Origin of the sequence: Pantoea sp. USMM079 (genome assembly GCF_037153115.1) — a bacterium.
GTDB lineage: Bacteria > Pseudomonadota > Gammaproteobacteria > Enterobacterales > Enterobacteriaceae > Pantoea > Pantoea communis.
The window spans coordinates 503,163-525,346 of record NZ_JBBCKX010000001.1; the positions used below are offsets into that span (position 1 = coordinate 503,163).

The window sequence follows — 22,184 nt, forward strand, 5'->3', positions numbered from 1 at the left end:
GTGCACGACGACGTCGCCCGTTTAAAGGATTATCGCGCCACCAACCTTTTGCATGCGTACCAAAATTAGCCATGATGAGATACCTATTACGTGTGAACTTGTGTACTAGTTAACTGGTTCAGATGAAAAAAGTCAATACCCTTTTTCAGTCAGGGTCAAAATCGTTATCATGCCAGCCGAGTTAAGTTGCTGCTGGAGTTACCTTGTCGGATATTGCCCGTTTTCCCCTTTACGATTTACACAGCCATACCCAGGCGTCTGACGGTTTGCTGACCCCTACCGAGTTGGTGCAACGTGCCGTCGAAATGAAAGTAGGGGTACTGGCGATTACCGATCACGACACCGTTGCTGGCGTAGCCGAAGCGCAATCCGCTGTGCAGCAACAGAATCTACCGATTCGTATTCTGGCCGGATTAGAGGCCTCTACATTGTGGGAAAACCACGAAATTCATATCGTAGGTTTAAATGTGGATTGCCAGCATCCGGCACTGACCTCGTTTCTTGAGCAACAGCATCAATGCCGCGTTGAACGGGCTCAGCTCATTGCAGAGCGTCTCGAACGTGCCCGCATTCCTGATGCGTTGGCTGGGGCGCAACGCCTGGCGCAGGGCGGTGTCATCACCCGCGGTCATTTCGCCCGTTATCTGGTCGAGATGGGTAAAGCCGATAACATGGCGCAAGTGTTCAAGAACTATCTTGCCCGTGGGAAAACCGGCTATGTGCCGCCGCAATGGTGTACAATTAAACAAGCTATTGATGCCATTCATCATTCTGGCGGCGTTGCGGTACTCGCACATCCGGGTCGCTATGGATTGTCTGCAAAGTGGCTTAAGCGACTGATTGCCCATTTCGCCGAGGTCGGTGGTGATGCAATGGAAGTGGCGCAGTGTCAGCAGGCACCCAACGAGCGCACGCAGCTCGCGACTTATGCGCGCGACAATAAGCTGGCGGGATCGCAGGGATCAGATTTTCACCAACCCTGTCCATGGATAGAACTGGGGCGCAAATTATGGTTGCCAGGCGGCGTTGAACCCATTTGGGAGCGTTTTCCTGAGCTAGCGCCCGCCGTAACTCTTGCAGACAGGTGACATGAGGTTTTTATGAGTCAATTTTTTCACATTCATCCAGATAATCCGCAACCGCGTCTGGTCAATCAGGCGGTCGATTATCTCAATAAAGGTGGCGTGATTGTCTATCCCACCGATTCGGGTTATGCGCTGGGCTGCCGACTGGAAGAGAAGAGCGCCATGGAGCGTATCTGCCGTATCCGGCAGTTAGATGGCAACCACAATTTTACGTTGATGTGTCGCGATCTGTCTGAGCTTTCGACGTATTCGCAGGTGGACAATACTGCATTTCGTATTCTAAAAAATAATACGCCGGGCAGTTATACCTTCATTCTCAAAGCGACCAAAGAGGTGCCGCGTCGTTTGATGAATGACAAGCGTAAAACTATTGGTTTGCGCGTACCTTCCAATCCGGTGGCGCTGGCGTTACTGGAGAGATTGAATGAGCCGATGATGTCTACTTCGCTGATGTTGCCCGGTAATGACTTCACGGAATCGGATCCGGAAGAGATTCAGCACAGCATCGGTAAGCTGGTGGATCTGATCATTGATGGCGGCACGTTAGGGCAGCAGCCGACGACGGTGATCGATCTCACCAGCGATGTACCGGTTGTGGTTCGTGAAGGGGTCGGCGACACGCGCCCGTTCCTCTAATCACGCGTGGTCAGGCGGCGTTAACGTCGTCTGGCCAATATTCTTTTCCAGCCAATGTTTAAAATCACCGTACGGAATATACAGCGAAACATCTTTCAGAATGACTTGTTTGCTGCGCACATTGGAAATTTCATGGCTGTAGCCCACAATCACTCCGCCAATTGTCTGGTCAGCATTATATACCGCGCCCCCCGACATTCCCTGTACAACGCCAGCATTTGATGCCATTGCCATGCACGGTTTTTTATTCCATTTATTGGTAATAGCGGTGCGCGCTAAATTAACGCCACTTGATTCCACGGGCATGGCTGAAATAAAGCTGTAGCCGTACATCTTAATGGGTTCACCGACTTTGCTGGTGCGGAATTTTGCCAGCGTTTCCGGGCTATTCTTATGATAGATAATGGCGACGTCGCAATAAGGATGATAAGCCTTCACACGCTGTACGGCAGTGGTGGCGACGTGCGCAGCTGTCAGGCTGTACTCTGGTGTTAGAGGGATGGTTGTACCGAGGATACCCAGACCCAGTACCGTCGGGATGCCTGTCACGCTCATATCCACGTGTTCAAGCGCCGCTCGACTATACTCAGTATGGCCCACGGAACAGCCGCTCAGTGCCAGCGCCGCGAGGGCAGGCCAAAGCAGAGAGGTTTTCATGATAGTCATCTTCTTTTAAGCATGTCAGGAAAATCCCTGGTGAAGACTTTCGACATGCAAATTAAATTCATTCCGTGAATGAATAAACGCGTCAATTCCTGCGTGCGCCGGTTTATATTATCAACAATGCCACAGTGATTTTGTTAGTGGCTTGTTAGAGAAACGAGTGTAAATAGTAAAGGTTACGCTTTTATAAATACGGCACACTCTGTTTCAGGCTTAAATTTTACACAATTTTTTTATCAGAACAATTCATCAAATTTAATCTGAATCAAATAATGCGAAAATACAGACTTAATCCAACCTGCAGTGCCAATTAACTGGTAATTTAAAATTACTGGACTAATGAGCCTTATTTATCCCGGTTAATTAGTTTTTTATCCTGTTTTGCAGTTTGGGTTTAGATTTTATGTTTGGGATTATCCTTAAGCGTGGTGCGCAATGCTAGCAGACCAGTCTTGAAAAGCGCTAATGTATCACGGGTCTAAAGTGGGGGTAATAACCAGGCATATAGAGCCAAGAGTAAATGATAAAAATTCAGTCACTTGGCGCATAAAGAAGAGAAGTGTGGTTGGTGTATCTATCAGCAGCGTAAATGTTTAGGCATATGGCACTAAACGGGTGACGCAGCCTTTGGCCTTTATTATCGGCAGCAAAGGAAAAGGTGTTAACGAAACTTGCGTTAGTGTAAAATCGCGGGCCGCCTGAGATGGCATGCGCTATGCTCAGCGGTAACAGATTCTGATATGGGAACTGGTAATCCCCGTATCGTACCTCTTCTTACCACGACGCCTGGGAAGGCGACAACGAGGCATCTCCATGAGTGAGAAACTACAAAAAGTATTAGCGCGCGCTGGTCACGGTTCACGCCGCGAAATCGAAACGATGATTTCAGCCGGACGCGTCAGCGTCGATGGCAAACTGGCGACGCTGGGCGATCGCATTGAAAATGATAAATCCCTGAAAATTCGTATTGATGGCCATCTGGTTTCGATTGCTGAATCCGCCACTGAAGTCTGCCGCGTGCTGGCGTATTACAAACCAGAAGGCGAACTCTGTACCCGTAACGATCCTGAAGGGCGTCCAACGGTATTCGACCGTCTGCCGCGTCTGCGCGGTTCACGCTGGATCGCTGTGGGCCGTCTGGACGTTAACACCTGTGGTCTGATGTTGTTCACCACCGATGGTGAACTGGCGAACCGTCTGATGCACCCAAGCCGTGAAGTTGAGCGTGAATATGCGGTGCGTGTATTCGGCGAAGTGGATGACGATAAAATTCGTCAGCTCAGTAAAGGTGTGCAGTTAGAAGATGGCCCGGCATCGTTCAAAACCATTAAGTTTGCTGGCGGTGAAGGCATCAACCAGTGGTATAACGTCACCCTGACCGAAGGACGTAACCGTGAAGTCCGCCGTTTGTGGGAAGCCGTAGGTGTGCAGGTTAGCCGCCTGATGCGCGTCCGTTATGGCGATATTCAGTTGCCAAAAGGGTTACCTCGCGGTGGCTGGATGGAGATGGAATTACCGGCGGTTAACTACCTGCGTACGCTGGTGGATATGCCGGAAGAGACGGTGACGAAAGTCGCGGTTGAAAAAGACCGTCGTCGTACTAAAGCCAATCAGATTCGTCGCGCGGTAAAACGTCATAGTAATGTAAGCGGCAGCCCACGTCGCGGCGGCAGCAGTAGCAGCCGCAACAGCAGCACGCGGACCAGTGGAACTAACAAGCGCGGTTCCTGATATGCCCGTGACGCCGCATGCAGCGGCGTCACTGTTTTACCAATCTATTCCCTGCTGAGCCTGAATGCCTGCATCAAATGCATGCTTAACCGGGCGCATCTCGGTCACGGTATCCGCCATCTCGAGCAAGGTTCGATGGCAGCCTCGACCGGTGATAATCACACTTTGTTGAACCGGACGTTGTCCCAGCACGCGCACCAGTTCATCCAGATCCAGATAATCCATACCGACCATGTAGGTGATTTCATCGAGGATCACTAAATCCACATGCTCATCGGCAAGCATACGCTTTGCCTGCTGCCAAACCTGTTGGCAGGCGGCAGTATCGGTCTCCCGATTTTGGGTATCCCAGGTAAAACCGGTGGCCATCACCTGAAATTCCACGCCATGCTGTTCCAGCAAATTGCGCTCACCGTTTGGCCATTCACCTTTAATAAACTGCACGGCGGCAACGTTTTTACCGTGCCCGCAAGCGCGTAAAGCCGTACCAAAGGCGGCGGTGGTTTTGCCTTTGCCGTTGCCGGTGAACACCATCAAAATGCCGCGCGTTTCTGTCGCGGCAGCAATCCGCGCATCAACCTGTTCTTTTAAACGCTGCTGTCGTTGCTGATGACGATCACTCATGCGCTGGCTGGCCCCGGTTTACGTCCCGGCTGGGCATCAAAACTGATCCCGGTTTTGCGACGGCTGTCATCACCCATCAAATAAAGGTAAAGCGGCATCAAATCAGCAGGCGTTTTCAGTAAACTGGCATTTTCTTCCGGGAAAGCACTGGCGCGCATTTTAGTGCGAGTGCCACCAGGATTGATGCAATTTACCCGCAGATGACGATTTTTATACTCATCCGCCAGTACCTGCATCATGCCTTCGGTGGCGAATTTCGACACCGCATAGGCTCCCCAGCCTGCACGGCCGGTACGGCCCACGCTCGACGTGGTAAACACCAGTGAACCGGCGTCTGATTTCAGCAGCAGCGGCAGCAAGGCCTGAGTTAAATAGAAGGTGGCGTCAAGATTGATCTGCATCACCTGGCGCCAGACGGCAGGATCGAGTTCCGCCAGTGGGACGATCTCACCCAGAATCCCGGCATTGTGCAGTACACCATCGAGCCGTGGCACCAGGGAGGCGATCTGATCGGCCACCTCAGCGCAGCTTTCTGGCGTGGCATGCGACAAGTCCAGCAGCAAATGGGATGCGGGCTGCTTATTCAGCTGATTGATGGCGTGTTCAGTCTGCTGCAGCGTTTCGGCGTTGCGGCCCATCAAAATGACGCGTGCGCCATAGCGCGCATAGGTCAGCGCCGCTTCGCGACCAATGCCGTCAGAAGCGCCGGTGACGAGGATAATGCGATTTTCCAGCAGATCGCTTTTCGGTTGATAATGCACAGCGATGTCCTGTGGCAAGTCAGAGGGTTTTGGGCTTTATGCCTCAATTTGGCGCCAGGTGCAATCACCGCGCCTCGCATTCTGTGCCGCCTGCGGGCATTTCAGGCGACGAAAGTCGTTAAAGCGGGTAAACTCAGCCATTGTTTGTAATTCACTGTTTAATAAGGCGGCAGAATGGATTTACTCTCCAGTTATGGATTATTTCTGGCCAAGGCCGTCACCGTGGTGGTGGCGTTCGCAGCTATTGTTCTGATTGTGCTCAATGCCGCGATGCGTAAACGCCACAGCGGTGGTCAACTGCGCTTGACTCATCTCGACGATGATTATCGTGAAATGAAGGAAGACCTGCAGTTGGCGAAGATGAAGCCACAGGCGCAAAAAGTGTGGCTTAAGCAGCATAAAAAAGAAGAAAAGCAAAAAGCCAAAACCGAGAAGCGCAATGCCAAAGCTGGTGTGAGCGAAGCCGCTAAACCGACACTCTATGTGCTGGAGTTTAAAGGCAGTATGGATGCGGGCGAAGTCAGTTCTTTGCGTGAGGAGATCTCCGCGGTGCTGGCGGTGGCTGTGCCGGGTGATGAAGTCTTGCTGCGTCTGGAAAGCCCGGGTGGCGTGGTGCACGGTTATGGCCTGGCCGCTTCTCAGTTGCAGCGTCTGCGTGATGCGGGCCTGCAGTTAACTGCCGTCGTCGATAAAGTGGCGGCGAGCGGGGGTTATATGATGGCTTGTGTCGCGGATCGCATCGTCGCGGCGCCATTCTCTATCATTGGATCAATTGGTGTGGTCGCGCAGATCCCCAACTTCAACCGTCTGCTGAAACGCAATGATATCGACGTTGAACTGCACACGGCGGGTCAATATAAGCGCACGCTGACCTTGTTTGGTGAGAACACCGATGAGGGACGTGAAAAATTCCAGGAAGATCTCAACGAAACCCATCTGCTGTTCAAAGAGTTTGTCCAGCAGATGCGTCCGACACTGGATTTGGAAAAAGTGGCCACCGGTGAACACTGGTATGGACGCCAGGCGCTGGATTTGGGGCTGATTGATGAGATCGGCACCAGTGATGCGCTGATTATCAAGCAGATGGATCGGTTCAATGTGCTGGGCGTGCACTATGCGCGGAAAAAGAAAATGATGGATCGCTTCACCAACAGCGCCAGTCTGGCGGCCGAGCGGTTAATTCTGAAAATATGGCAGCGTGGTGATAAGCCACTGTTGTAAGCAAGCCCGGCAAATGCCGGGCTTTTTTATGCCAGGTGATAGCGTGAGGAGAGCTCAACGGCAAGGGATTTAAACACGTTAAACACGGCGGTGGTTTTCGCGCTCGGCAGGCCTTCTTCATCTAAGAAGTAAGGCCCACGAAACACCAAAACGCTGCCCTGCTGAATCACGTCATTCGCTTCCATCCCGGCTAAATAATCGTCGTGCTGTTTGATCATTTGATTGGCTATTTCCAGTAACGCCTGGCGTGAAATGGATTCCGTTTCTACTGACATTGTTGACCTCTTTTTTGACAGCAATCGTTCTCCTTCTATATTACTAGCGAGTTGCGCTGTTCATCAAATCAACGTCCTTCAGCAAAACTGGCGCAAAATTAATCAGAATGCTAATTAAGTTGCGTAACGGATTTTATCAGGTAGAGTGTGGGCGATTCAGCTTTCAGGGAGATCACACCCGGATGTGTGATGCTGTCAGATGGAAAACCCGCTTCTAATCATAAAGTTGCATAAGTCGATGCAATCTGACCTGAGATTATCCCCGCTGCCTTGAAAAGTGAAAAGCTGGCAGCAATATTGAACCCGTTGGGTTTTGGGGCACCGAATCCTCTCCCGTTTATCAGGACGTTTCAATTAGGTAAAGGTACATATGGGTAAAGCACTCGTAATCGTTGAGTCCCCGGCAAAGGCCAAAACAATCAATAAATACCTCGGTAATGACTACGTGGTGAAATCCAGCGTCGGTCATATCCGTGATTTGCCGACCAGCGGTTCAACTGCCCGTAAAACTACCGACGGGGAAAAGGCGAAAACAGGAAAAAAGGTTAAGAAGGATGAGAAGGCCGCACTGGTCAGCCGCATGGGGGTTGATCCCTGGCATGGCTGGGAAGCGGACTATCAGATTCTGCCGGGTAAAGAAAAAGTCGTAGCCGAACTGAAAAGCCTTGCCGCCGATGCTGACCACATCTACCTCGCAACGGACCTTGACCGCGAAGGGGAGGCCATTGCATGGCACCTGCGGGAAGTGATCGGTGGCGATGATAAGCGGTTTAGCCGCGTGGTGTTCAACGAAATCACCAAAAATGCGATTCGTCAGGCGTTTGAAAAACCGGGCGAACTGAATATTGAACGTGTTAATGCGCAGCAGGCGCGTCGCTTTATGGACCGCGTGGTGGGTTACATGGTTTCCCCGCTGCTGTGGAAGAAAATTGCCCGTGGTTTGTCGGCGGGTCGTGTTCAGTCGGTGGCTGTGCGACTGGTGGTTGAGCGCGAGCACGAAATCAAAGCGTTCGTACCGGAAGAGTATTGGGAAATCGATGCGGATTTCTCTACGCCGAAAGGCGACGCGCTGGCGATGCAAGTCACGCATCAGGGCGATAAAGCGTTCCGTCCGGTTAATCGCGAGCAAACTCATGCTGCTGTATCCGTGCTGGAGAAAGCGCGTTACGAAGTGCTGGATCGTGAAGACAAACCGACCAGCAGCAAACCCTCTGCGCCTTTTATTACCTCGACGCTGCAGCAAGCGGCGAGTACACGTCTCGGTTTTGGCGTGAAGAAAACCATGATGATGGCGCAGCGTCTCTACGAAGCGGGTCACATCACCTATATGCGTACTGACTCCACCAACCTGAGTCAGGATGCGGTGGCGATGGCACGCGGCTTTGTGGAGAAGAGTTTTGGTAAGAAGTATCTGCCAGAGTCGCCAATCACGTACGCCAGTAAAGAGAATTCGCAGGAAGCTCACGAAGCGATTCGACCTTCGGATGTCAACATCCAGGCAGAACAGCTGAAAGATATGGAAGCTGATGCGCAGAAACTGTACCAGCTGATCTGGCGTCAGTTTGTGGCCTGCCAGATGGTGCCGGCGCAGTATGACTCCACCACCCTGACGGTGGGTGCAGCAGACTTTAAACTGAAAGCGAAAGGCCGCACTTTGCGTTTCGATGGCTGGACAAAAGTGATGCCAGCCCTGCGTAAAAACGATGAAGATTTGACGCTGCCACCGGTCAATGTCGGCGACATGCTTGACCTGAAGGAGCTGATGCCAAGCCAGCACTTCACCAAGCCGCCAGCCCGCTTCAGCGAAGCTTCCTTAGTCCGTGAGTTGGAAAAACGGGGTATTGGCCGTCCATCGACCTATGCCTCAATTATTTCCACCATTCAGGATCGCGGTTACGTGCGGGTAGAAAACCGCCGCTTCTATGCTGAGAAGATGGGTGAAATCGTCACCGATCGCCTGGAACAGAATTTCCGTGAACTGATGAACTATGACTTCACCGCGCGCATGGAAGACAGCCTTGACCAGGTCGCCAATAATGAAGCGCAGTGGAAAGCGGTGCTGGATTCCTTCTTCAGCGATTTCAGCCAGCAGTTAGGTCAGGCCGAGAAAGAGCCAGAAGAGGGCGGCATGCAGCCGAACCAGATGGTGCTGACCTCGATCGACTGCCCGACCTGTAGCCGCCAAATGGGTATCCGTACCGCCAGTACCGGCGTATTCCTCGGCTGCTCCGGTTATGCGCTGCCACCCAAAGAACGCTGCAAACAGACCATCAATCTGATTCCGGAAAATGAGGTTCTTAACGTACTGGAAGGCGATGATGCTGAAACCAATGCGTTGCGTGCCCGTCGTCGTTGCCAGAAGTGTGGCACCGCGATGGACAGCTACCTGATCGACAATCAGCGTAAGCTGCACGTCTGTGGTAACAACCCGGAATGTGACGGCTACGAAATCGAACAGGGCGAATTCCGCATCAAAGGTTATGACGGCCCGATCGTAGAGTGTGAAAAGTGTGGTTCAGAAATGCACCTGAAAATGGGGCGCTTCGGCAAATACATGGCCTGCACCAACGACGAGTGTAAAAATACTCGCAAGATTCTGCGCAATGGTGAAGTTGCACCACCGAAGGAAGACCCGGTACCGTTGCCTGAGCTGGCGTGTGAAAAATCAGATGCCTACTTTGTATTGCGTGACGGTGCGGCAGGGGTATTCCTGGCGGCCAACACCTTCCCGAAATCGCGTGAAACGCGTGCGCCGCTGGTGGAAGAGCTTCAACGTTTTGCTGACCGTCTGCCGGAGAAGCTGAAATACCTGGCGGAAGCGCCAGCGGCGGATCCGGAAGGCAATAAAACGTTAGTGCGTTTTAGCCGTAAAACTAAGCAGCAGTATGTTTCCTCCGAGAAGGAAGGCAAAGCGACTGGCTGGTCGATGTTCTATATCGACGGTAAGTGGCAGGAAGCGAAGAAGTAATTCCCTCAAGGCCAGCTTCTGCTGGCCTTTTCCTCATCCTTATAGCTAATCGTTCTACATTCTTTCGTTAACTGATATAGTGGTTATAGCTTTTTTCGTTTCGCTGACATGCTTTCCCTCCCTATACCTTAATTAAGGCGGAAACACGCCTGCAGGGATGGCCCCTCTGTCGCTACCGGGAAGATATAACTATGAAATTGCAGCAGTTGCGTTACATCGTCGAGGTGGTTAATCACAACCTCAACGTCTCCTCCACCGCTGAAGGTCTCTATACCTCACAACCGGGTATCAGTAAGCAAGTGCGTATGCTGGAAGATGAACTCGGCGTGCAGATTTTTGCGCGTAGCGGGAAACATCTCACTCAGGTGACGCCTGCGGGTGAAGAGATCATCCGAATTGCTCGCGAAGTATTATCCAAAGTGGATGCGATTAAGTCTGTCGCGGGTGAGCACACCTGGCCTGATAAAGGCTCGCTGTATGTGGCGACCACACATACTCAGGCGCGTTATGCCTTGCCCAGTGTGATTAAAGGGTTTATCGAGCGTTACCCGCGCGTATCCCTGCATATGCATCAGGGCTCGCCGACGCAAATTGCTGAAGCCGTGTCGAAGGGAAATGCTGACTTTGCGATTGCGACCGAAGCGCTGCATTTGTACGACGACCTGATTATGTTGCCTTGCTATCACTGGAACCGCGCGATTGTCGTTACGCCAGACCATCCGCTAGCAGGCAAATCGAATGTGACGATTGAAGAGCTGGCTGATTTCCCGCTCGTGACCTACACCTTTGGCTTCACTGGCCGCTCAGAGCTGGATACCGCCTTCAACCGTGCAGGATTAACGCCACGTATTGTCTTTACGGCCACCGACGCTGATGTCATCAAAACATATGTGCGTTTAGGCTTAGGGGTAGGTGTGATTGCCAGTATGGCGGTGGACCCGGTTTCCGATCCGGATCTGGTGCGCATTGAAGCATCAGAAATTTTTACCAATAGTACAACCAAAATTGGCTTTAGACGCAGCACGTTCCTGCGAAGCTATATGTATGATTTTATTCAACGTTTCGCACCGCATTTGACGCGTGATGTCGTGGATGCAGCGGTCGCATTACGTTCTAATGAAGATATCGAAGCGATGTTCCGCGATATCAAGTTACCTTTCAAATAATCCCCTAACTCATTATTTTCACAAGGTGTCCAGTGGGCATCTTGTGAAACCCTCTCTGGTTAGCGCCACAAGAATCTCAAAAAATTTCATTATTTTTTTGTAAATGAAACATCGATCACATGTTTTTTCATTGTTATATCTTAAATGAGAAACAGTACACAAAATTTACGCTGCTGCTTTGCGGACCGCCAGGAATATTCCCATACTCCAGTTATCAACTGATGACAAAGGCCTTTTAGTCAGGCTCTTTAAATTAAACTCAAATTTAGAATGGCACTAAATTTGTTTTAACCCAAATTTACAATGTTTGTATTAGATAAATAGTTTGATCAGTAATTAAATTTATCTCATCAATTGTTTGGGTTTTGATAAATAGCGTTAATCGTTGTACTCAATAAAAATAACTGGATTTTCGGACTTAACAAGTTTAGGATTCGTCCTAAATCTTAATCGTTATCAACAATCGTTTTATTGAGAGTGATTATCAAAAACTATGAACACTAGACTGACTGTACAACAAGATTTTCGTACTAAAACCACCAAGGTTGAGCGCTCTGGTAATGTGCGTCGCAAGGCTTGGTTGACCGTCTTCGCTGCTTCAGCACTGTTCTGGGTAGTGGTGGCATTGATGATTTGGCGTATGTGGGGTTAAGCCATGTGGGCAAATACACTCAGCCGTAAGTCTCCGGTTTCTGCGCGTCAGCCGAACACGTCAGCGTGCAAAGCGAAAGAAGTAAAGAGCGTTGAACAGCCTGTGGCGATTCCTGCGTCGTGGGAACTGAGTGAGAACCAGCGTAACTTTATCGAATCGTTCATGGATCCGAAGTCGAAATAACGCAGTCTGCGTTTTGTTCTATATATAGACATCTATACCTCTCTTTACCGGATTATCCGGTGGGCATTTTAAAAGCCCGTCCTTTAACACTCAGCACTAAAAAAACGGTGTCATCAGTACAACGCTGAAGACGGTGGACTTTTTTTGCCCGGAATCCGGGAGGGAGTGACTCGATGAATACAACGACTTTTTCATGGTTCGGCGTTTATGCCTTTTCCTTTGCATTTTGGGCCGCGGCCGTGTGGGCAATGATCTAATCCAATAACTCAAATTGTACTGATTTCTATTAATGCCCTGACAAACGTCGGGGCATTTTTCTTTGTGCCTTTATGTGTCATTTCGTGTTGTTATCAAATCGTTAACGAAATTGTGGTCTATCTTTAAGCTAAACCTTGTGGTTATTGAGGTTTAAAAGAGAGGCCCATATAAGGAGGAGCTATGTCGTTAACGTTACGGGAGCACAGTCAGGATACGCTGGACGTTCGGGCAAAAAAATATCATTACTACAGCCTGCCAAAAGCTGCCCAGCAATTGGGTAATATCGATCGCTTACCTAAATCAATGAAGGTGTTGCTGGAAAACCTCCTGCGCTGGCAGGATGAGGATTCCGTGACAGCTGAAGATATACAAGCTCTGGTTGGCTGGCAGAAAGATGCGCATGCTGACCGGGAAATTGCCTATCGCCCAGCGCGCGTGTTGATGCAGGACTTCACCGGCGTGCCAGCGGTGGTGGATTTAGCGGCGATGCGTGAAGCGGTAAAACGCCTCGGCGGCGATGTGGCCAAAGTTAATCCTTTATCGCCGGTCGATTTGGTTATTGACCACTCGGTGACCGTTGATCATTTTGGGGATGAAGACGCCTTCGAAGAAAACGTGCGTCTGGAGATGGAGCGCAATCACGAACGCTACGTTTTCCTGCGCTGGGGGCAAAAAGCGTTTAATCGTTTCCGCGTAGTGCCGCCCGGCACCGGTATCTGCCATCAGGTTAACCTGGAATATCTGGGGAAATCCGTCTGGCATGAAACGCTAGAAGGCAAAGAGGTCGCTTATCCTGATACCTTAGTCGGCACAGATTCCCATACCACGATGATCAACGCGCTGGGCGTATTGGGCTGGGGTGTTGGCGGTATTGAAGCCGAAGCCGCCATGTTAGGGCAACCCGTGTCTATGTTAATCCCCGACGTTGTCGGTTTCAAACTCACCGGCAAACTGCGTCCTGGCATCACCGCGACCGACTTAGTTTTAACCGTGACGCAAATGCTGCGCAAGCATGGTGTGGTGGGTAAATTCGTTGAATTTTACGGTGATGGCCTTGCCGATTTGCCGCTGGCCGATCGCGCAACTATCGCCAATATGGCACCGGAATATGGTGCCACCTGCGGTTTCTTTCCCATTGATGAAATCACCCTGAGCTACATGACCCTGACCGGGCGTGATGCCGAACAAGTCGATTTAGTCGAAGCGTATGCTAAGCAGCAAGGGATGTGGCGAAATCCGGGCGACGAACCACGGTTTACCAGCTCACTGGCGCTGGATATGGCAGATGTTGAATCCAGTCTTGCCGGTCCAAAACGACCGCAGGATCGCGTCTCTTTAGGTGATGTACCCGCTGCCTTTGATGCCAGCAACGAACTTGAAGTTAATCATGCGCAGAAAGCGCACAAGACCGTCACGTATCGCGACAGCGAGACCGGCGATAGCTATCAGCTGGAAGATGGCGCGGTGGTCATTTCTGCTATTACCTCCTGTACTAATACTTCCAACCCTAGCGTCTTGATGGCCGCGGGCCTGCTGGCGAAAAATGCGGTTGAGCGTGGCTTGATGCGCAAACCCTGGGTGAAAGCCTCGCTGGCACCGGGATCAAAAGTGGTGTCGGATTATCTCGCGGTGGCTCAACTGACACCTTATCTGGATGAATTAGGTTTCAATTTGGTGGGATATGGTTGTACCACCTGCATCGGTAACTCGGGCCCATTGCCAGATGAAATTGAAAGCGCGATTAAAGAGGGCGATCTGACCGTCGGTGCTGTGCTGTCGGGTAACCGAAACTTCGAAGGGCGCATCCATCCGCTGGTGAAAACTAACTGGCTGGCGTCGCCACCGCTGGTGGTGGCTTATGCACTTGCCGGTAACATGAAACTCAACCTGCAGAACGATCCCATCGGGCAGGACCGGCAGGGCAAGGATGTCTTTCTGCAGGATATCTGGCCATCACCAGAAGAGATCGCCGCCGCAGTGCAGAAAGTGACCAGTGATATGTTCCATAAGGAATACGCCGAGGTCTTCGACGGTACGCCTGAGTGGCAGCAAATCAAAGTCAGTGAAGCCGCGACTTATGACTGGGATGAGGGATCGACGTACATCCGCCTGTCGCCGTTCTTTGACGATATGGGCAAAACACCGGAGCCTGTCCAGGATATTAAAGGCGCGCGCATTCTGGCGATGCTGGGTGACTCTGTCACCACCGACCATATTTCGCCGGCGGGCAGCATCAAAGCGGAAAGTCCTGCTGGACGCTATTTGCTGTCGCATGGTGTTGAGCGCACCGATTTCAACTCCTACGGTTCGCGTCGTGGTAACCACGAAGTGATGATGCGCGGGACCTTTGCCAACATTCGTATTCGTAATGAAATGGTGCCGGGCGTGGAAGGGGGATATACCAAACACTTCCCCAGCAATGAGCAGCTGGCGATTTATGATGCTGCCATGAAGTATCAGTCCGAAGGTGTGCCACTGGCAGTGGTCGCCGGGAAGGAGTATGGCTCAGGTTCCAGCCGCGACTGGGCTGCGAAAGGCCCACGTTTACAAGGTGTGCGCGTGGTTATTTCTGAGTCGTTTGAGCGTATCCATCGCTCTAACCTGATCGGCATGGGGATCCTGCCGCTGGAATTCCCTGCTGGCGTCACGCGGAAAACATTGGGATTAACCGGGGAGGAGTTTATTGATGTTGAAAACCTGTCCCAGTTGAAACCGGGTTGTACCGTGAATGTCACGCTGACGCGCGTTGATGGTAAAAAAGAGACGCTGGCAACGCGGTGTCGTATCGATACCGGCAATGAGCTGACCTATTATCAAAACGACGGCATTTTGCACTATGTGATTCGTAATATGCTGAACTAAAGAAAAAGCCGGGAGTTTTCCCGGCTTTTTTCTGTCTGCATTACGCTTTTGGCAGCAGATGCCCCATTTTTTCCGCCTTAGTATCAAGGTAGTGGGCATTTTTGGGGTTGCGCCCGACCACTAACGGCACGCGCTCGACAATATTAATTCCCGCTTCGCTCAGGATCTCGACTTTGCGTGGATTGTTCGTCAGCAGGCGGACTTCATTGACGCCCAACAGTTTGAACATATCTGCACACAGGGTGAAATCGCGCTCATCGGCGGCAAAGCCCAACTGATGATTCGCTTCCACGGTGTCGTAACCTTTGTCTTGCAAAGCGTAGGCGCGGATCTTATTCAACAGACCGATATTACGGCCTTCCTGGCGGTGATATAACAGCACGCCGCGTCCTTCTTCAGCGATAGCGGTGAGCGCCGCTTCCAACTGAAAACCACAGTCGCAGCGCAGGCTGAACAGCGCATCACCGGTTAGACACTCAGAGTGAACGCGCGACAGCACTGGATTGTGGTCGCTAACATCACCGTAAACCAGCGCGACATGATCCTGGCCAGTTGCCAGTTCTTCAAAACCAACCATCAGGAAATCTCCCCATGGCGTGGGCAGTTTGGCTTCTGCTACCCGTTTAAGCTGCATGTGACTCTCCAGAACCTTCAGAGGATGCGCTATCATCATGATAACGCACGGGCCCGACTGGCCCGACAAAACTGACAATATTGTGCCACAACCTTCACCCGGGCCGTTAATCAGTCAGAGTTATTGTAGTGATAAAGCACAATTATCTAAGCCGCAACGTGTATGTTATTCTTTTTTCAGCTAAAGTTATGCCAGCCACGCGAATATCAACGGATCTAAAAGGAAACGGATGTTAAAAATTGCGCAGCGCACCACCCTGGGAATGCTTTTGTTAATAATTATGCCCGTTGTTGTCTGGCTCTCTGGCTGGCAATGGCAGCCAGGTGAGAGTAGCGCGTTTTTACGGGTGCTGTTCTGGATGACAGAAACCGTCACCAGCCCCTGGGGTATATTGACCAGCGTTATCCTCAGCGCCTGGGTTTTATGGTGCTTACGCTTCCGGCTTAAACCCGCCATTTTACTGATCCTCTTCATGAACGGCGCTATTCTTGCTGGCCAGTACACCAAATCTTTCATTAAAGAGCAGGTGCAGGAACCCCGTCCCTATGTGGTTTGGCTGGAGAAGAGTTACGGTATTGATGAAGGGGCGTTTTATCAGCAAAACCGTCAGGGGCGCAGTCAGTTGGTGTCGACTTTAGTGGCTAACGACACTCAGTTGCCGCAATGGCTAAAAAAACACTGGGCGTTTGAAACCGGCTTTGCCTTTCCTTCCGGACATACCATGTTTGCTGCCAGTTGGGCGCTGCTGGTGATTGGCTTACTCTGGCCAAGGCGCCACATCGTGACCGTGGTCGTGCTGTTTTCCTGGGCTACCATGGTCATGGGCAGTCGTTTACTGCTGGGTATGCATTGGCCGCGCGATTTGGTGGTGGCCACCCTGATTTCCTGGCTGCTGGTTACGGTTGCCACATGGCTGGCGCAGCGTTTTTGTGGCCCGCTTACGGTGCCGCGCGAAGAGCAGCAGGAGATTAAGCAGCGTGATGATGGATTGTAATTTCTGCGCGCGCCCCCATATGATTGATTGCGCTTACGGAAAATGCGCTAAGTGATGTGCTGATAAGCAGCATCGGCGGCACTTTTTTGGCATACTTCTACTGGATAACCTCACGACAGGACGCATTGTGAAATATTTGCTGATTTTTCTCGTGGTTTTGGTCATTTTTATCATCTCCGTCACGCTTGGAGCGCATAACGACCAAATCGTCACTTTTAACTATCTGCTGGCGCAGGGTGAATTCCGCATCTCCACATTGCTGGCGAGCCTGTTTGGTGCCGGATTCCTGCTTGGATGGGCAATTTGCGGTCTTTTCTGGTTGCGGATACGTGTTTCTCTCGCTCACGCGCAGCGCAAGCTGAAACGCATGCAGGCGCAGAACGAACAATCAACGGCTGTGACAAATTCTTCTACTGCTGGTCGTCGGGATTAAGTTTCGATGCTTGAATTGCTGTTTTTGCTTCTCCCTGTTGCTGCGGCGTATGGCTGGTATATGGGCCGTCGCAGTGCACATCAGGATAAGCAACAGGAAGCCAATCGTCTGTCACGTGAGTACGTTGCCGGCGTAAACTTCTTGCTTTCCAATCAACAGGACAAAGCTGTCGATCTCTTTCTGGATATGCTGAAGGAGGACAGCGGCACAGTTGAAGCTCACCTGACGCTCGGCAATCTGTTCCGTTCACGCGGCGAAGTTGATCGCGCCATTCGCATCCACCAATCCCTGATGGAAAGCGCTTCCCTGAGCTATGAACAGCGCCTGTTGGCTATCCAGCAACTGGGACGCGATTACATGGCCGCCGGGTTTTACGATCGCGCCGAGGACATGTTTAGCCAGCTTATTGATGAAACCGACTTCCGTATCGGTGCGCTGCAACAGCTGATACAGATTCATCAGGCAACCAGTGACTGGCAGAAAGCCATCGAAGTGGCGGAAAGATTGGTCAAGCTCGGCAAAGAGAAGCACAAGGGCGAAATTGCCCATTTCTACTGCGAGCTTGCGCTTCAGGCGTTGAGCAGTGACGATCTTGATCGCGCCATGAGCTTACTGAAAAAGGGTGAATCGGCCGATCACCAAAGCGCGCGCGTTTCCATTATGATGGGCCGCATCTTTATGGAGCAGGGCGAATACGCTAAAGCAACGGCCCGCCTGCAGCGCGTACTGGATCAAGATAAAGAGCTGGTGAGCGAAACCTTATCGATGCTCGAAACCTGCTATCAGCGACTGAATCAGCCTGAAGATTGGGCGCAATTTTTACAACGCTGCGTTGAGGAGAATACCGGCGCGGCCGCTGAACTTTACCTCTCTGATATCCTCGAACAGCAGCAGGGGCCTGAAGCGGCGCAGTTATACATTAATCGCCAGTTACAGCGCCATCCGACCATGCGCGTGTTCCATCGCTTGATGGATTTCCACCTGCATGAAGCAGAAGACGGTCGTGCCAAAGAGAGCCTGATGGTGCTGCGCGATATGGTGGGCGAACAGATTCGCACCAAACCACGCTACCGCTGCCAAAAGTGCGGATTTACCGCGCATGCGCTTTATTGGCATTGCCCATCCTGCCGCGCATGGTCTTCTGTGAAACCAATCCGCGGACTTGACGGCCAGTAACGGCCGTTTTTTTATTATAACCGCATCATAGTTACAACATACTATGATCTTGAATTCTTAGAGAGAGTCGTGGCACTGTGCAGCCTTCGGTCGATCATCGGTTTAAAGCGCGCTGTGAGATTGTCGGGAAGGGCATGCACGGGTAGAATGCTTGCCGTTTGTCCATTGCGCCCGCGGGTGCCTGCCTTTGAGGAAACGTTATGCCTGTAACCACTTCACCGATTCTGGTGGCGCTCGACTATCATAATCTCGACAGCGCACTGCAGTTTGTGGACCGCATTGACCCGAGCCAGTGCCGCCTGAAAGTCGGCAAAGAGATGTTTACGCTATTTGGCCCGTCACTGGTGAAAACACTGCAGTCGCGTGGTTTTGACGTTTTTCTCGATCTGAAGTTTCATGATATTCCGAATACAACCGCGCACGCGGTAGCCGCGGCTGCCGATCTCGGTGTGTGGATGGTTAATGTTCACGCCAGTGGCGGGGCGCGGATGATGAATGCGGCTCGTGAAGCGCTGCTGCCTTTTGGCAAAGATGCGCCATTGTTGATTGCGGTAACCGTATTAACCAGCATGGATGAAGACGATCTCAGAGGTCTCGGCATTACGCTTTCTCCCGCTCAGCAGGCGGAACGTCTGGCTCGCCTGACGCGTGAGTGTGGCCTGGATGGCGTGGTCTGTTCCGCTCAGGAAGCTGAGCACTTTAAACAGGTGTTAGGTCAGGATTTCGCACTGGTGACCCCAGGTATTCGTCCGGCAGGCAGTGATGCGGGCGATCAACGCCGTATCATGACGCCACAGCAGGCAAAACTGGCTGGCGTGGATTACATGGTGATTGGGCGTCCGATCACCCAATCCAATGATCCGGCTGCAACGCTGCACACTATCCTGCAAAGTTTACAGGAGGCCTAATGGCTCAGGACAACCGACTGGTTTACTCCACTGAAACTGGCCGAATCGCACAGGAAGAAGAAAAAGCGCCGCGCCCGCAAGGGGACGGCATAGTGCGCATTCAACGCCAGACCAGCGGCCGTAAAGGCAAAGGCGTCTGCCTGATTACCGGTATCGATTTGGATGACGATGCGCTCAACAAGCTGGCAGCAGAACTGAAGAAAAAATGTGGTTGTGGTGGGTCACTCAAAGATGGCGTGATCGAGATTCAAGGCGATAAACGTGATCTCTTGAAAGCACTACTTGAAGCCAAAGGCATGAAGGTTAAATTAGCCGGTGGTTAATAAAAACGGGCCGCACACTGTGCGGCCCGTGATGCTGTAGATGCGCTGCGTAGCCTGAATCTTTATCGTTATTTAGAAACCTGATGGCCGATAATACCGCCAACGGCTGCACCACCCACTGTACCCAGTGCACTTCCGTTAGTCAGGACAGAACCACCGATTGCACCCGCACCCGCCCCGATGGCGGTGTTACGGTCGCGTTTTGACCAGTTCGAACAACCACTCAAGGCAACAACCAGGGTGGCAGCTAATACCGCAACGGTCATACGTTTCATTGTTGTCGTCATCTCTTTCTCCTTGATTGTATGTACAGAGGCAACCTTGTAAGTATAGATGTTGCGCAACGAAGTACGTCATCCCTGCGTGTCATTCATTGTTCACTTTGATGCCCGCGTACAGCGCTTTAATGGGCGAATTAACCGGTGGAAACCGTACCGCTCCTGACTTTAGCCAGCTGAAGCAAAGCTAAATTCCTCCAGGATAGAAAATTCTTAATTTACGCCACACTTCTTCGGTCTCAGCGACTTTCCGCTGCTTTTACAGCGATTCGATCCATAACGTTTTCTCTGCTTGTTCAGCACAATTCAGCTATCACAGTTCGCAGGAGAAATAATCATGCTGGAATTGCTCAAGCAGCAGGTGCTGGAAGCCAACCTTGACTTACCGCGCTATAACCTGGTCACTTTCACCTGGGGCAACGTTAGCGCCATTGACCGCGACCATGGTCTGCTGGTGATCAAACCTTCGGGCGTGAAATACGAGAAAATGCAGCGTGACGATATGGTGGTGGTGGAGTTAGCCAGCGGCAAAGTGGTGGAAGGGGCGCTACGTCCGTCATCCGATACGGCCACCCATCGCGCGCTGTATCTTGCCTGGCCGGAGATTGGTGGCATCGTACATACCCATTCACGCCACGCCACAATCTGGGCGCAGGCCGGACGCGACATTTTGGCTCTGGGTACAACACATGCGGATGATTTCTACGGCACCATTCCCTGTACGCGTGCGATGAAGCGTGAAGAGATACAGCAAGAGTATGAATGGAACACCGGGCAGGTGATTATCGAAAGCTTTGCGCAACGCCGCATTAAACCCACCGATATTCCTGCTGCGCTGGTCAACTCGCACGGCCCCTTTGCCTGGGGTAAAGACGCGGATGCAGCTGTGCACAGTGCGGTGGTGCTGGAAGAAGTGGCTTACATGGCACTTCACACGGAACAACTGCGCAGCGAATTGCCTCCGATTTCGCAGAATTTACTCGATCTGCATTATCTGCGTAAGCATGGCAAGAATGCATGGTACGGGCAGAATTAAACATTGAAACTTCATTGAGGCGCCTGAGGGCGCCTTAATTTTTTGCTATTTAGCGCTGGTATGGCGATGCATATCATAAAAAAGAAATGTCAAATCTATAAAAATAAAACACCGTTTCATTAATATCGATTCGATCACTTTTTCCCTGACTGCCAGTGGTTATCTTGCCTGCCATGCCATCCGGCGAACGATAACGTACCTCCTTCTGGCTCAGTAAAGGTGACACAACTATGCATATCAAACGTGCAATCGATAAGATTCCAGGCGGTATGATGTTAATCCCGCTGTTTTTGGGCGCGCTTTGCCACACGTTTTCACCCGGCGCAGGAAAATACTTTGGCTCTTTTACTAACGGCCTGATGACGGGCACTGTGCCGATTCTGGCGGTATGGTTTTTCTGCATGGGGGCATCGATCAAACTCAGCGCAACCGGAACCGTGCTGCGTAAATCCGGCACCCTGGTATTAACCAAAATCGCCGTTGCCTGGGTCGTGGCTGCCGTGGCATCCCGCATGATGCCGGAAAATGGCGTAGAAGTCGGTATGTTTGCCGGTTTATCCACGCTAGCATTGGTTGCTGCGATGGACATGACCAATGGCGGCCTTTATGCCTCCATCATGCAGCAATACGGTTCAAAAGAAGAAGCAGGCGCGTTTGTGCTGATGTCGCTGGAATCGGGTCCGCTGATGACCATGGTGATCCTGGGGACCGCAGGCATTGCTTCGTTTGAGCCACACGTGTTTGTTGGCGCGGTGTTGCCCTTTATTGTCGGTTTCGCGCTTGGCAATCTTGACCCGGAATTGCGCGAGTTCTTCGGCAAAGCCGTACATACTTTGATTCCGTTCTTTGCCTTCGCTTTGGGTAACACCATCGATTTGGCGGTGATCGAACAAACCGGTTTATTGGGCGTATTGCTCGGTGTTGCCGTCATCATCATCACCGGTATCCCACTCATTATTGCCGACCGATTAATTGGTGGTGGTGATGGCACGGCTGGGATCGCAGCCTCCAGCACCGCAGGCGCGGCAGTGGCGACGCCGGTGCTGATTGCCGAGATGCTGCCACAGTTTAAACCGGTCGCTCCCGCAGCCACCGCACTGGTGGCGACATCCGTTATTGTGACTTCTGTATTAGTACCGATTATCACCGCCGTCTATTCAAAACGCGTTAAGCGTTCTCATGTGGCGGTAGGACAGCGCGCTGCCATCAAGTAAGCCTGCTTATCTTTCCCCGACCCCATGGTCGGGGATATCTCTGGATTTTACTTTATAAATCAATCTCTCATTTGGTCTGGCCTCACTCTGGATTACGCTGATG

General features: G+C 51.5%; 22 protein-coding genes and 1 other annotated feature (1 of these 23 only partly in view). Of the genes, 16 read left to right on the forward strand and 6 right to left on the reverse strand.

Features of this window, described 5'->3' with window-relative positions:
• Window positions 1–49 (reverse strand) — a sequence feature (Trp leader region); it reaches 56 nt to the left of the window's first position.
• Window positions 50–203: 154 nt separating this feature from the next.
• Together rnm and WFP70_RS02365 are read left to right on the forward strand one after the other, a co-directional pair.
• A complete protein-coding gene (gene rnm, locus WFP70_RS02360) occupies window positions 204–1,088 on the forward strand; it encodes an RNase RNM (RefSeq protein ID WP_058959808.1) in 885 nt (294 codons plus the stop codon).
• A gap of 12 nt (window positions 1,089–1,100) precedes the next feature.
• The gene (locus tag WFP70_RS02365; RefSeq protein WP_034821506.1) at window positions 1,101–1,721 is read left to right on the forward strand and encodes an L-threonylcarbamoyladenylate synthase; all 621 of its coding nucleotides are present in this window, start codon (window positions 1,101–1,103) and stop codon (window positions 1,719–1,721) included.
• Here WFP70_RS02365 and WFP70_RS02370 read toward each other — a convergent pair whose 3' ends face one another.
• On the reverse strand, window positions 1,722–2,378 hold the full coding sequence (locus tag WFP70_RS02370; protein ID WP_034821503.1) for a serine protease: 657 nt from the start codon (window positions 2,376–2,378) through the stop codon (window positions 1,722–1,724).
• A gap of 819 nt (window positions 2,379–3,197) precedes the next feature.
• Between WFP70_RS02370 and rluB the strand changes: the two genes are divergently transcribed.
• Window positions 3,198–4,115, forward strand: coding sequence for a 23S rRNA pseudouridine(2605) synthase RluB (gene rluB, locus WFP70_RS02375; protein WP_034821500.1), 918 nt, complete (start codon window positions 3,198–3,200; stop codon window positions 4,113–4,115).
• Window positions 4,116–4,151: 36 nt separating this feature from the next.
• Here rluB and cobO read toward each other — a convergent pair whose 3' ends face one another.
• Window positions 4,152–4,739 carry a cob(I)yrinic acid a,c-diamide adenosyltransferase gene (gene cobO / locus WFP70_RS02380; RefSeq protein WP_337022458.1) on the reverse strand — a complete coding sequence of 196 codons (588 nt, stop codon included), beginning with the start codon at window positions 4,737–4,739 and terminating at the stop codon, window positions 4,152–4,154.
• On the reverse strand, window positions 4,736–5,500 hold the full coding sequence (locus tag WFP70_RS02385; protein WP_160833607.1) for a YciK family oxidoreductase: 765 nt from the start codon (window positions 5,498–5,500) through the stop codon (window positions 4,736–4,738). The genes cobO and WFP70_RS02385 overlap by 4 nt, the downstream gene beginning before the upstream one ends.
• A 174-nt stretch (window positions 5,501–5,674) precedes the next feature.
• Here WFP70_RS02385 and sohB point away from each other — a divergent pair, with 174 nt between their 5' ends.
• The gene (sohB, locus tag WFP70_RS02390; RefSeq protein WP_097117001.1) at window positions 5,675–6,721 is read left to right on the forward strand and encodes a protease SohB; all 1,047 of its coding nucleotides are present in this window, start codon (window positions 5,675–5,677) and stop codon (window positions 6,719–6,721) included.
• A 26-nt stretch (window positions 6,722–6,747) separates the two neighbouring features.
• Here sohB and WFP70_RS02395 read toward each other — a convergent pair whose 3' ends face one another.
• Window positions 6,748–6,996 carry a YciN family protein gene (locus WFP70_RS02395; protein ID WP_337022459.1) on the reverse strand — a complete coding sequence of 83 codons (249 nt, stop codon included), beginning with the start codon at window positions 6,994–6,996 and terminating at the stop codon, window positions 6,748–6,750.
• A gap of 370 nt (window positions 6,997–7,366) precedes the next feature.
• Between WFP70_RS02395 and topA the strand changes: the two genes are divergently transcribed.
• From topA to acnA, 5 genes are all read left to right on the forward strand, one after another.
• On the forward strand, window positions 7,367–9,964 hold the full coding sequence (topA, locus tag WFP70_RS02400) for a type I DNA topoisomerase (RefSeq protein WP_160833606.1): 2,598 nt from the start codon (window positions 7,367–7,369) through the stop codon (window positions 9,962–9,964).
• A gap of 191 nt (window positions 9,965–10,155) precedes the next feature.
• Window positions 10,156–11,130 (forward strand): HTH-type transcriptional regulator CysB, encoded by a 975-nt coding sequence (cysB, locus tag WFP70_RS02405; RefSeq protein WP_337022460.1) that lies wholly within the window; start codon window positions 10,156–10,158, stop codon window positions 11,128–11,130.
• Window positions 11,131–11,623: 493 nt separating this feature from the next.
• Complete coding sequence (locus WFP70_RS02410; RefSeq protein ID WP_337022461.1) at window positions 11,624–11,782, forward strand: YmiA family putative membrane protein; 159 nt, start codon at window positions 11,624–11,626, stop codon at window positions 11,780–11,782.
• Window positions 11,783–11,785: 3 nt separating this feature from the next.
• Window positions 11,786–11,965, forward strand: coding sequence for a hypothetical protein (locus WFP70_RS02415; RefSeq protein WP_034821480.1), 180 nt, complete (start codon window positions 11,786–11,788; stop codon window positions 11,963–11,965).
• A 438-nt stretch (window positions 11,966–12,403) separates the two neighbouring features.
• Window positions 12,404–15,085: an aconitate hydratase AcnA gene (gene acnA, locus WFP70_RS02420; RefSeq protein ID WP_337022462.1), complete on the forward strand. Its 2,682-nt coding sequence runs from the start codon at window positions 12,404–12,406 to the stop codon at window positions 15,083–15,085.
• Window positions 15,086–15,125: 40 nt separating this feature from the next.
• Here the strand turns inward: acnA and ribA are convergent, their stop codons facing one another.
• Window positions 15,126–15,719: a GTP cyclohydrolase II gene (gene ribA / locus WFP70_RS02425; protein ID WP_337022463.1), complete on the reverse strand. Its 594-nt coding sequence runs from the start codon at window positions 15,717–15,719 to the stop codon at window positions 15,126–15,128.
• Between the two features lie 229 nt (window positions 15,720–15,948).
• Here ribA and pgpB point away from each other — a divergent pair, with 229 nt between their 5' ends.
• From pgpB to yciH, 5 genes are all read left to right on the forward strand, one after another.
• The gene (gene pgpB, locus WFP70_RS02430; protein WP_337022464.1) at window positions 15,949–16,713 is read left to right on the forward strand and encodes a phosphatidylglycerophosphatase B; all 765 of its coding nucleotides are present in this window, start codon (window positions 15,949–15,951) and stop codon (window positions 16,711–16,713) included.
• Between the two features lie 127 nt (window positions 16,714–16,840).
• Entirely contained in the window at window positions 16,841–17,146 is a 306-nt protein-coding gene (locus WFP70_RS02435) for a LapA family protein (protein WP_038646699.1), read from the forward strand.
• Window positions 17,147–17,152: 6 nt separating this feature from the next.
• Window positions 17,153–18,322: a lipopolysaccharide assembly protein LapB gene (gene lapB, locus WFP70_RS02440; protein WP_058959800.1), complete on the forward strand. Its 1,170-nt coding sequence runs from the start codon at window positions 17,153–17,155 to the stop codon at window positions 18,320–18,322.
• A gap of 200 nt (window positions 18,323–18,522) precedes the next feature.
• Complete coding sequence (pyrF, locus tag WFP70_RS02445; RefSeq protein ID WP_283215266.1) at window positions 18,523–19,230, forward strand: orotidine-5'-phosphate decarboxylase; 708 nt, start codon at window positions 18,523–18,525, stop codon at window positions 19,228–19,230.
• Entirely contained in the window at window positions 19,230–19,553 is a 324-nt protein-coding gene (yciH, locus tag WFP70_RS02450) for a stress response translation initiation inhibitor YciH (RefSeq protein WP_097117008.1), read from the forward strand. Before pyrF ends, yciH begins: the two co-directional genes overlap by 1 nt.
• Before the next feature lie 68 nt (window positions 19,554–19,621).
• Here the strand turns inward: yciH and osmB are convergent, their stop codons facing one another.
• Window positions 19,622–19,840, reverse strand: coding sequence for an osmotically-inducible lipoprotein OsmB (gene osmB / locus WFP70_RS02455; protein WP_034821457.1), 219 nt, complete (start codon window positions 19,838–19,840; stop codon window positions 19,622–19,624).
• A 328-nt stretch (window positions 19,841–20,168) separates the two neighbouring features.
• Here osmB and araD point away from each other — a divergent pair, with 328 nt between their 5' ends.
• The gene (gene araD / locus WFP70_RS02460; protein WP_337022465.1) at window positions 20,169–20,867 is read left to right on the forward strand and encodes an L-ribulose-5-phosphate 4-epimerase; all 699 of its coding nucleotides are present in this window, start codon (window positions 20,169–20,171) and stop codon (window positions 20,865–20,867) included.
• 230 nt (window positions 20,868–21,097) lie between these two features.
• A complete protein-coding gene (kdgT, locus tag WFP70_RS02465) occupies window positions 21,098–22,081 on the forward strand; it encodes a 2-keto-3-deoxygluconate transporter (RefSeq protein WP_337022466.1) in 984 nt (327 codons plus the stop codon).
• Window positions 22,082–22,184: the final 103 nt, after the last annotated feature.

Excerpts from the sequence above, each read along its gene's own strand:
- WFP70_RS02365 (WP_034821506.1), top strand. The coding sequence starts at position 1,101 with ATGAGTCAATTTTTTCACATTCATCCAGATAATCCGCAACCGCGTCTG.
- WFP70_RS02370 (WP_034821503.1), bottom strand. The coding sequence starts at position 2,378 with ATGAAAACCTCTCTGCTTTGGCCTGCCCTCGCGGCGCTGGCACTGAGC.
- rluB (WP_034821500.1), top strand. The coding sequence starts at position 3,198 with ATGAGTGAGAAACTACAAAAAGTATTAGCGCGCGCTGGTCACGGTTCA.
- cobO (WP_337022458.1), bottom strand. The coding sequence starts at position 4,739 with ATGAGTGATCGTCATCAGCAACGACAGCAGCGTTTAAAAGAACAGGTT.
- sohB (WP_097117001.1), top strand. The coding sequence starts at position 5,675 with ATGGATTTACTCTCCAGTTATGGATTATTTCTGGCCAAGGCCGTCACC.
- WFP70_RS02395 (WP_337022459.1), bottom strand. The coding sequence starts at position 6,996 with ATGTCAGTAGAAACGGAATCCATTTCACGCCAGGCGTTACTGGAAATA.
- topA (WP_160833606.1), top strand. The coding sequence starts at position 7,367 with ATGGGTAAAGCACTCGTAATCGTTGAGTCCCCGGCAAAGGCCAAAACA.
- cysB (WP_337022460.1), top strand. The coding sequence starts at position 10,156 with ATGAAATTGCAGCAGTTGCGTTACATCGTCGAGGTGGTTAATCACAAC.
- WFP70_RS02410 (WP_337022461.1), top strand. The coding sequence starts at position 11,624 with ATGAACACTAGACTGACTGTACAACAAGATTTTCGTACTAAAACCACC.
- WFP70_RS02415 (WP_034821480.1), top strand. The coding sequence starts at position 11,786 with ATGTGGGCAAATACACTCAGCCGTAAGTCTCCGGTTTCTGCGCGTCAG.
- acnA (WP_337022462.1), top strand. The coding sequence starts at position 12,404 with ATGTCGTTAACGTTACGGGAGCACAGTCAGGATACGCTGGACGTTCGG.
- ribA (WP_337022463.1), bottom strand. The coding sequence starts at position 15,719 with ATGCAGCTTAAACGGGTAGCAGAAGCCAAACTGCCCACGCCATGGGGA.
- pgpB (WP_337022464.1), top strand. The coding sequence starts at position 15,949 with ATGTTAAAAATTGCGCAGCGCACCACCCTGGGAATGCTTTTGTTAATA.
- lapB (WP_058959800.1), top strand. The coding sequence starts at position 17,153 with ATGCTTGAATTGCTGTTTTTGCTTCTCCCTGTTGCTGCGGCGTATGGC.
- pyrF (WP_283215266.1), top strand. The coding sequence starts at position 18,523 with ATGCCTGTAACCACTTCACCGATTCTGGTGGCGCTCGACTATCATAAT.
- yciH (WP_097117008.1), top strand. The coding sequence starts at position 19,230 with ATGGCTCAGGACAACCGACTGGTTTACTCCACTGAAACTGGCCGAATC.
- osmB (WP_034821457.1), bottom strand. The coding sequence starts at position 19,840 with ATGACGACAACAATGAAACGTATGACCGTTGCGGTATTAGCTGCCACC.
- araD (WP_337022465.1), top strand. The coding sequence starts at position 20,169 with ATGCTGGAATTGCTCAAGCAGCAGGTGCTGGAAGCCAACCTTGACTTA.
- kdgT (WP_337022466.1), top strand. The coding sequence starts at position 21,098 with ATGCATATCAAACGTGCAATCGATAAGATTCCAGGCGGTATGATGTTA.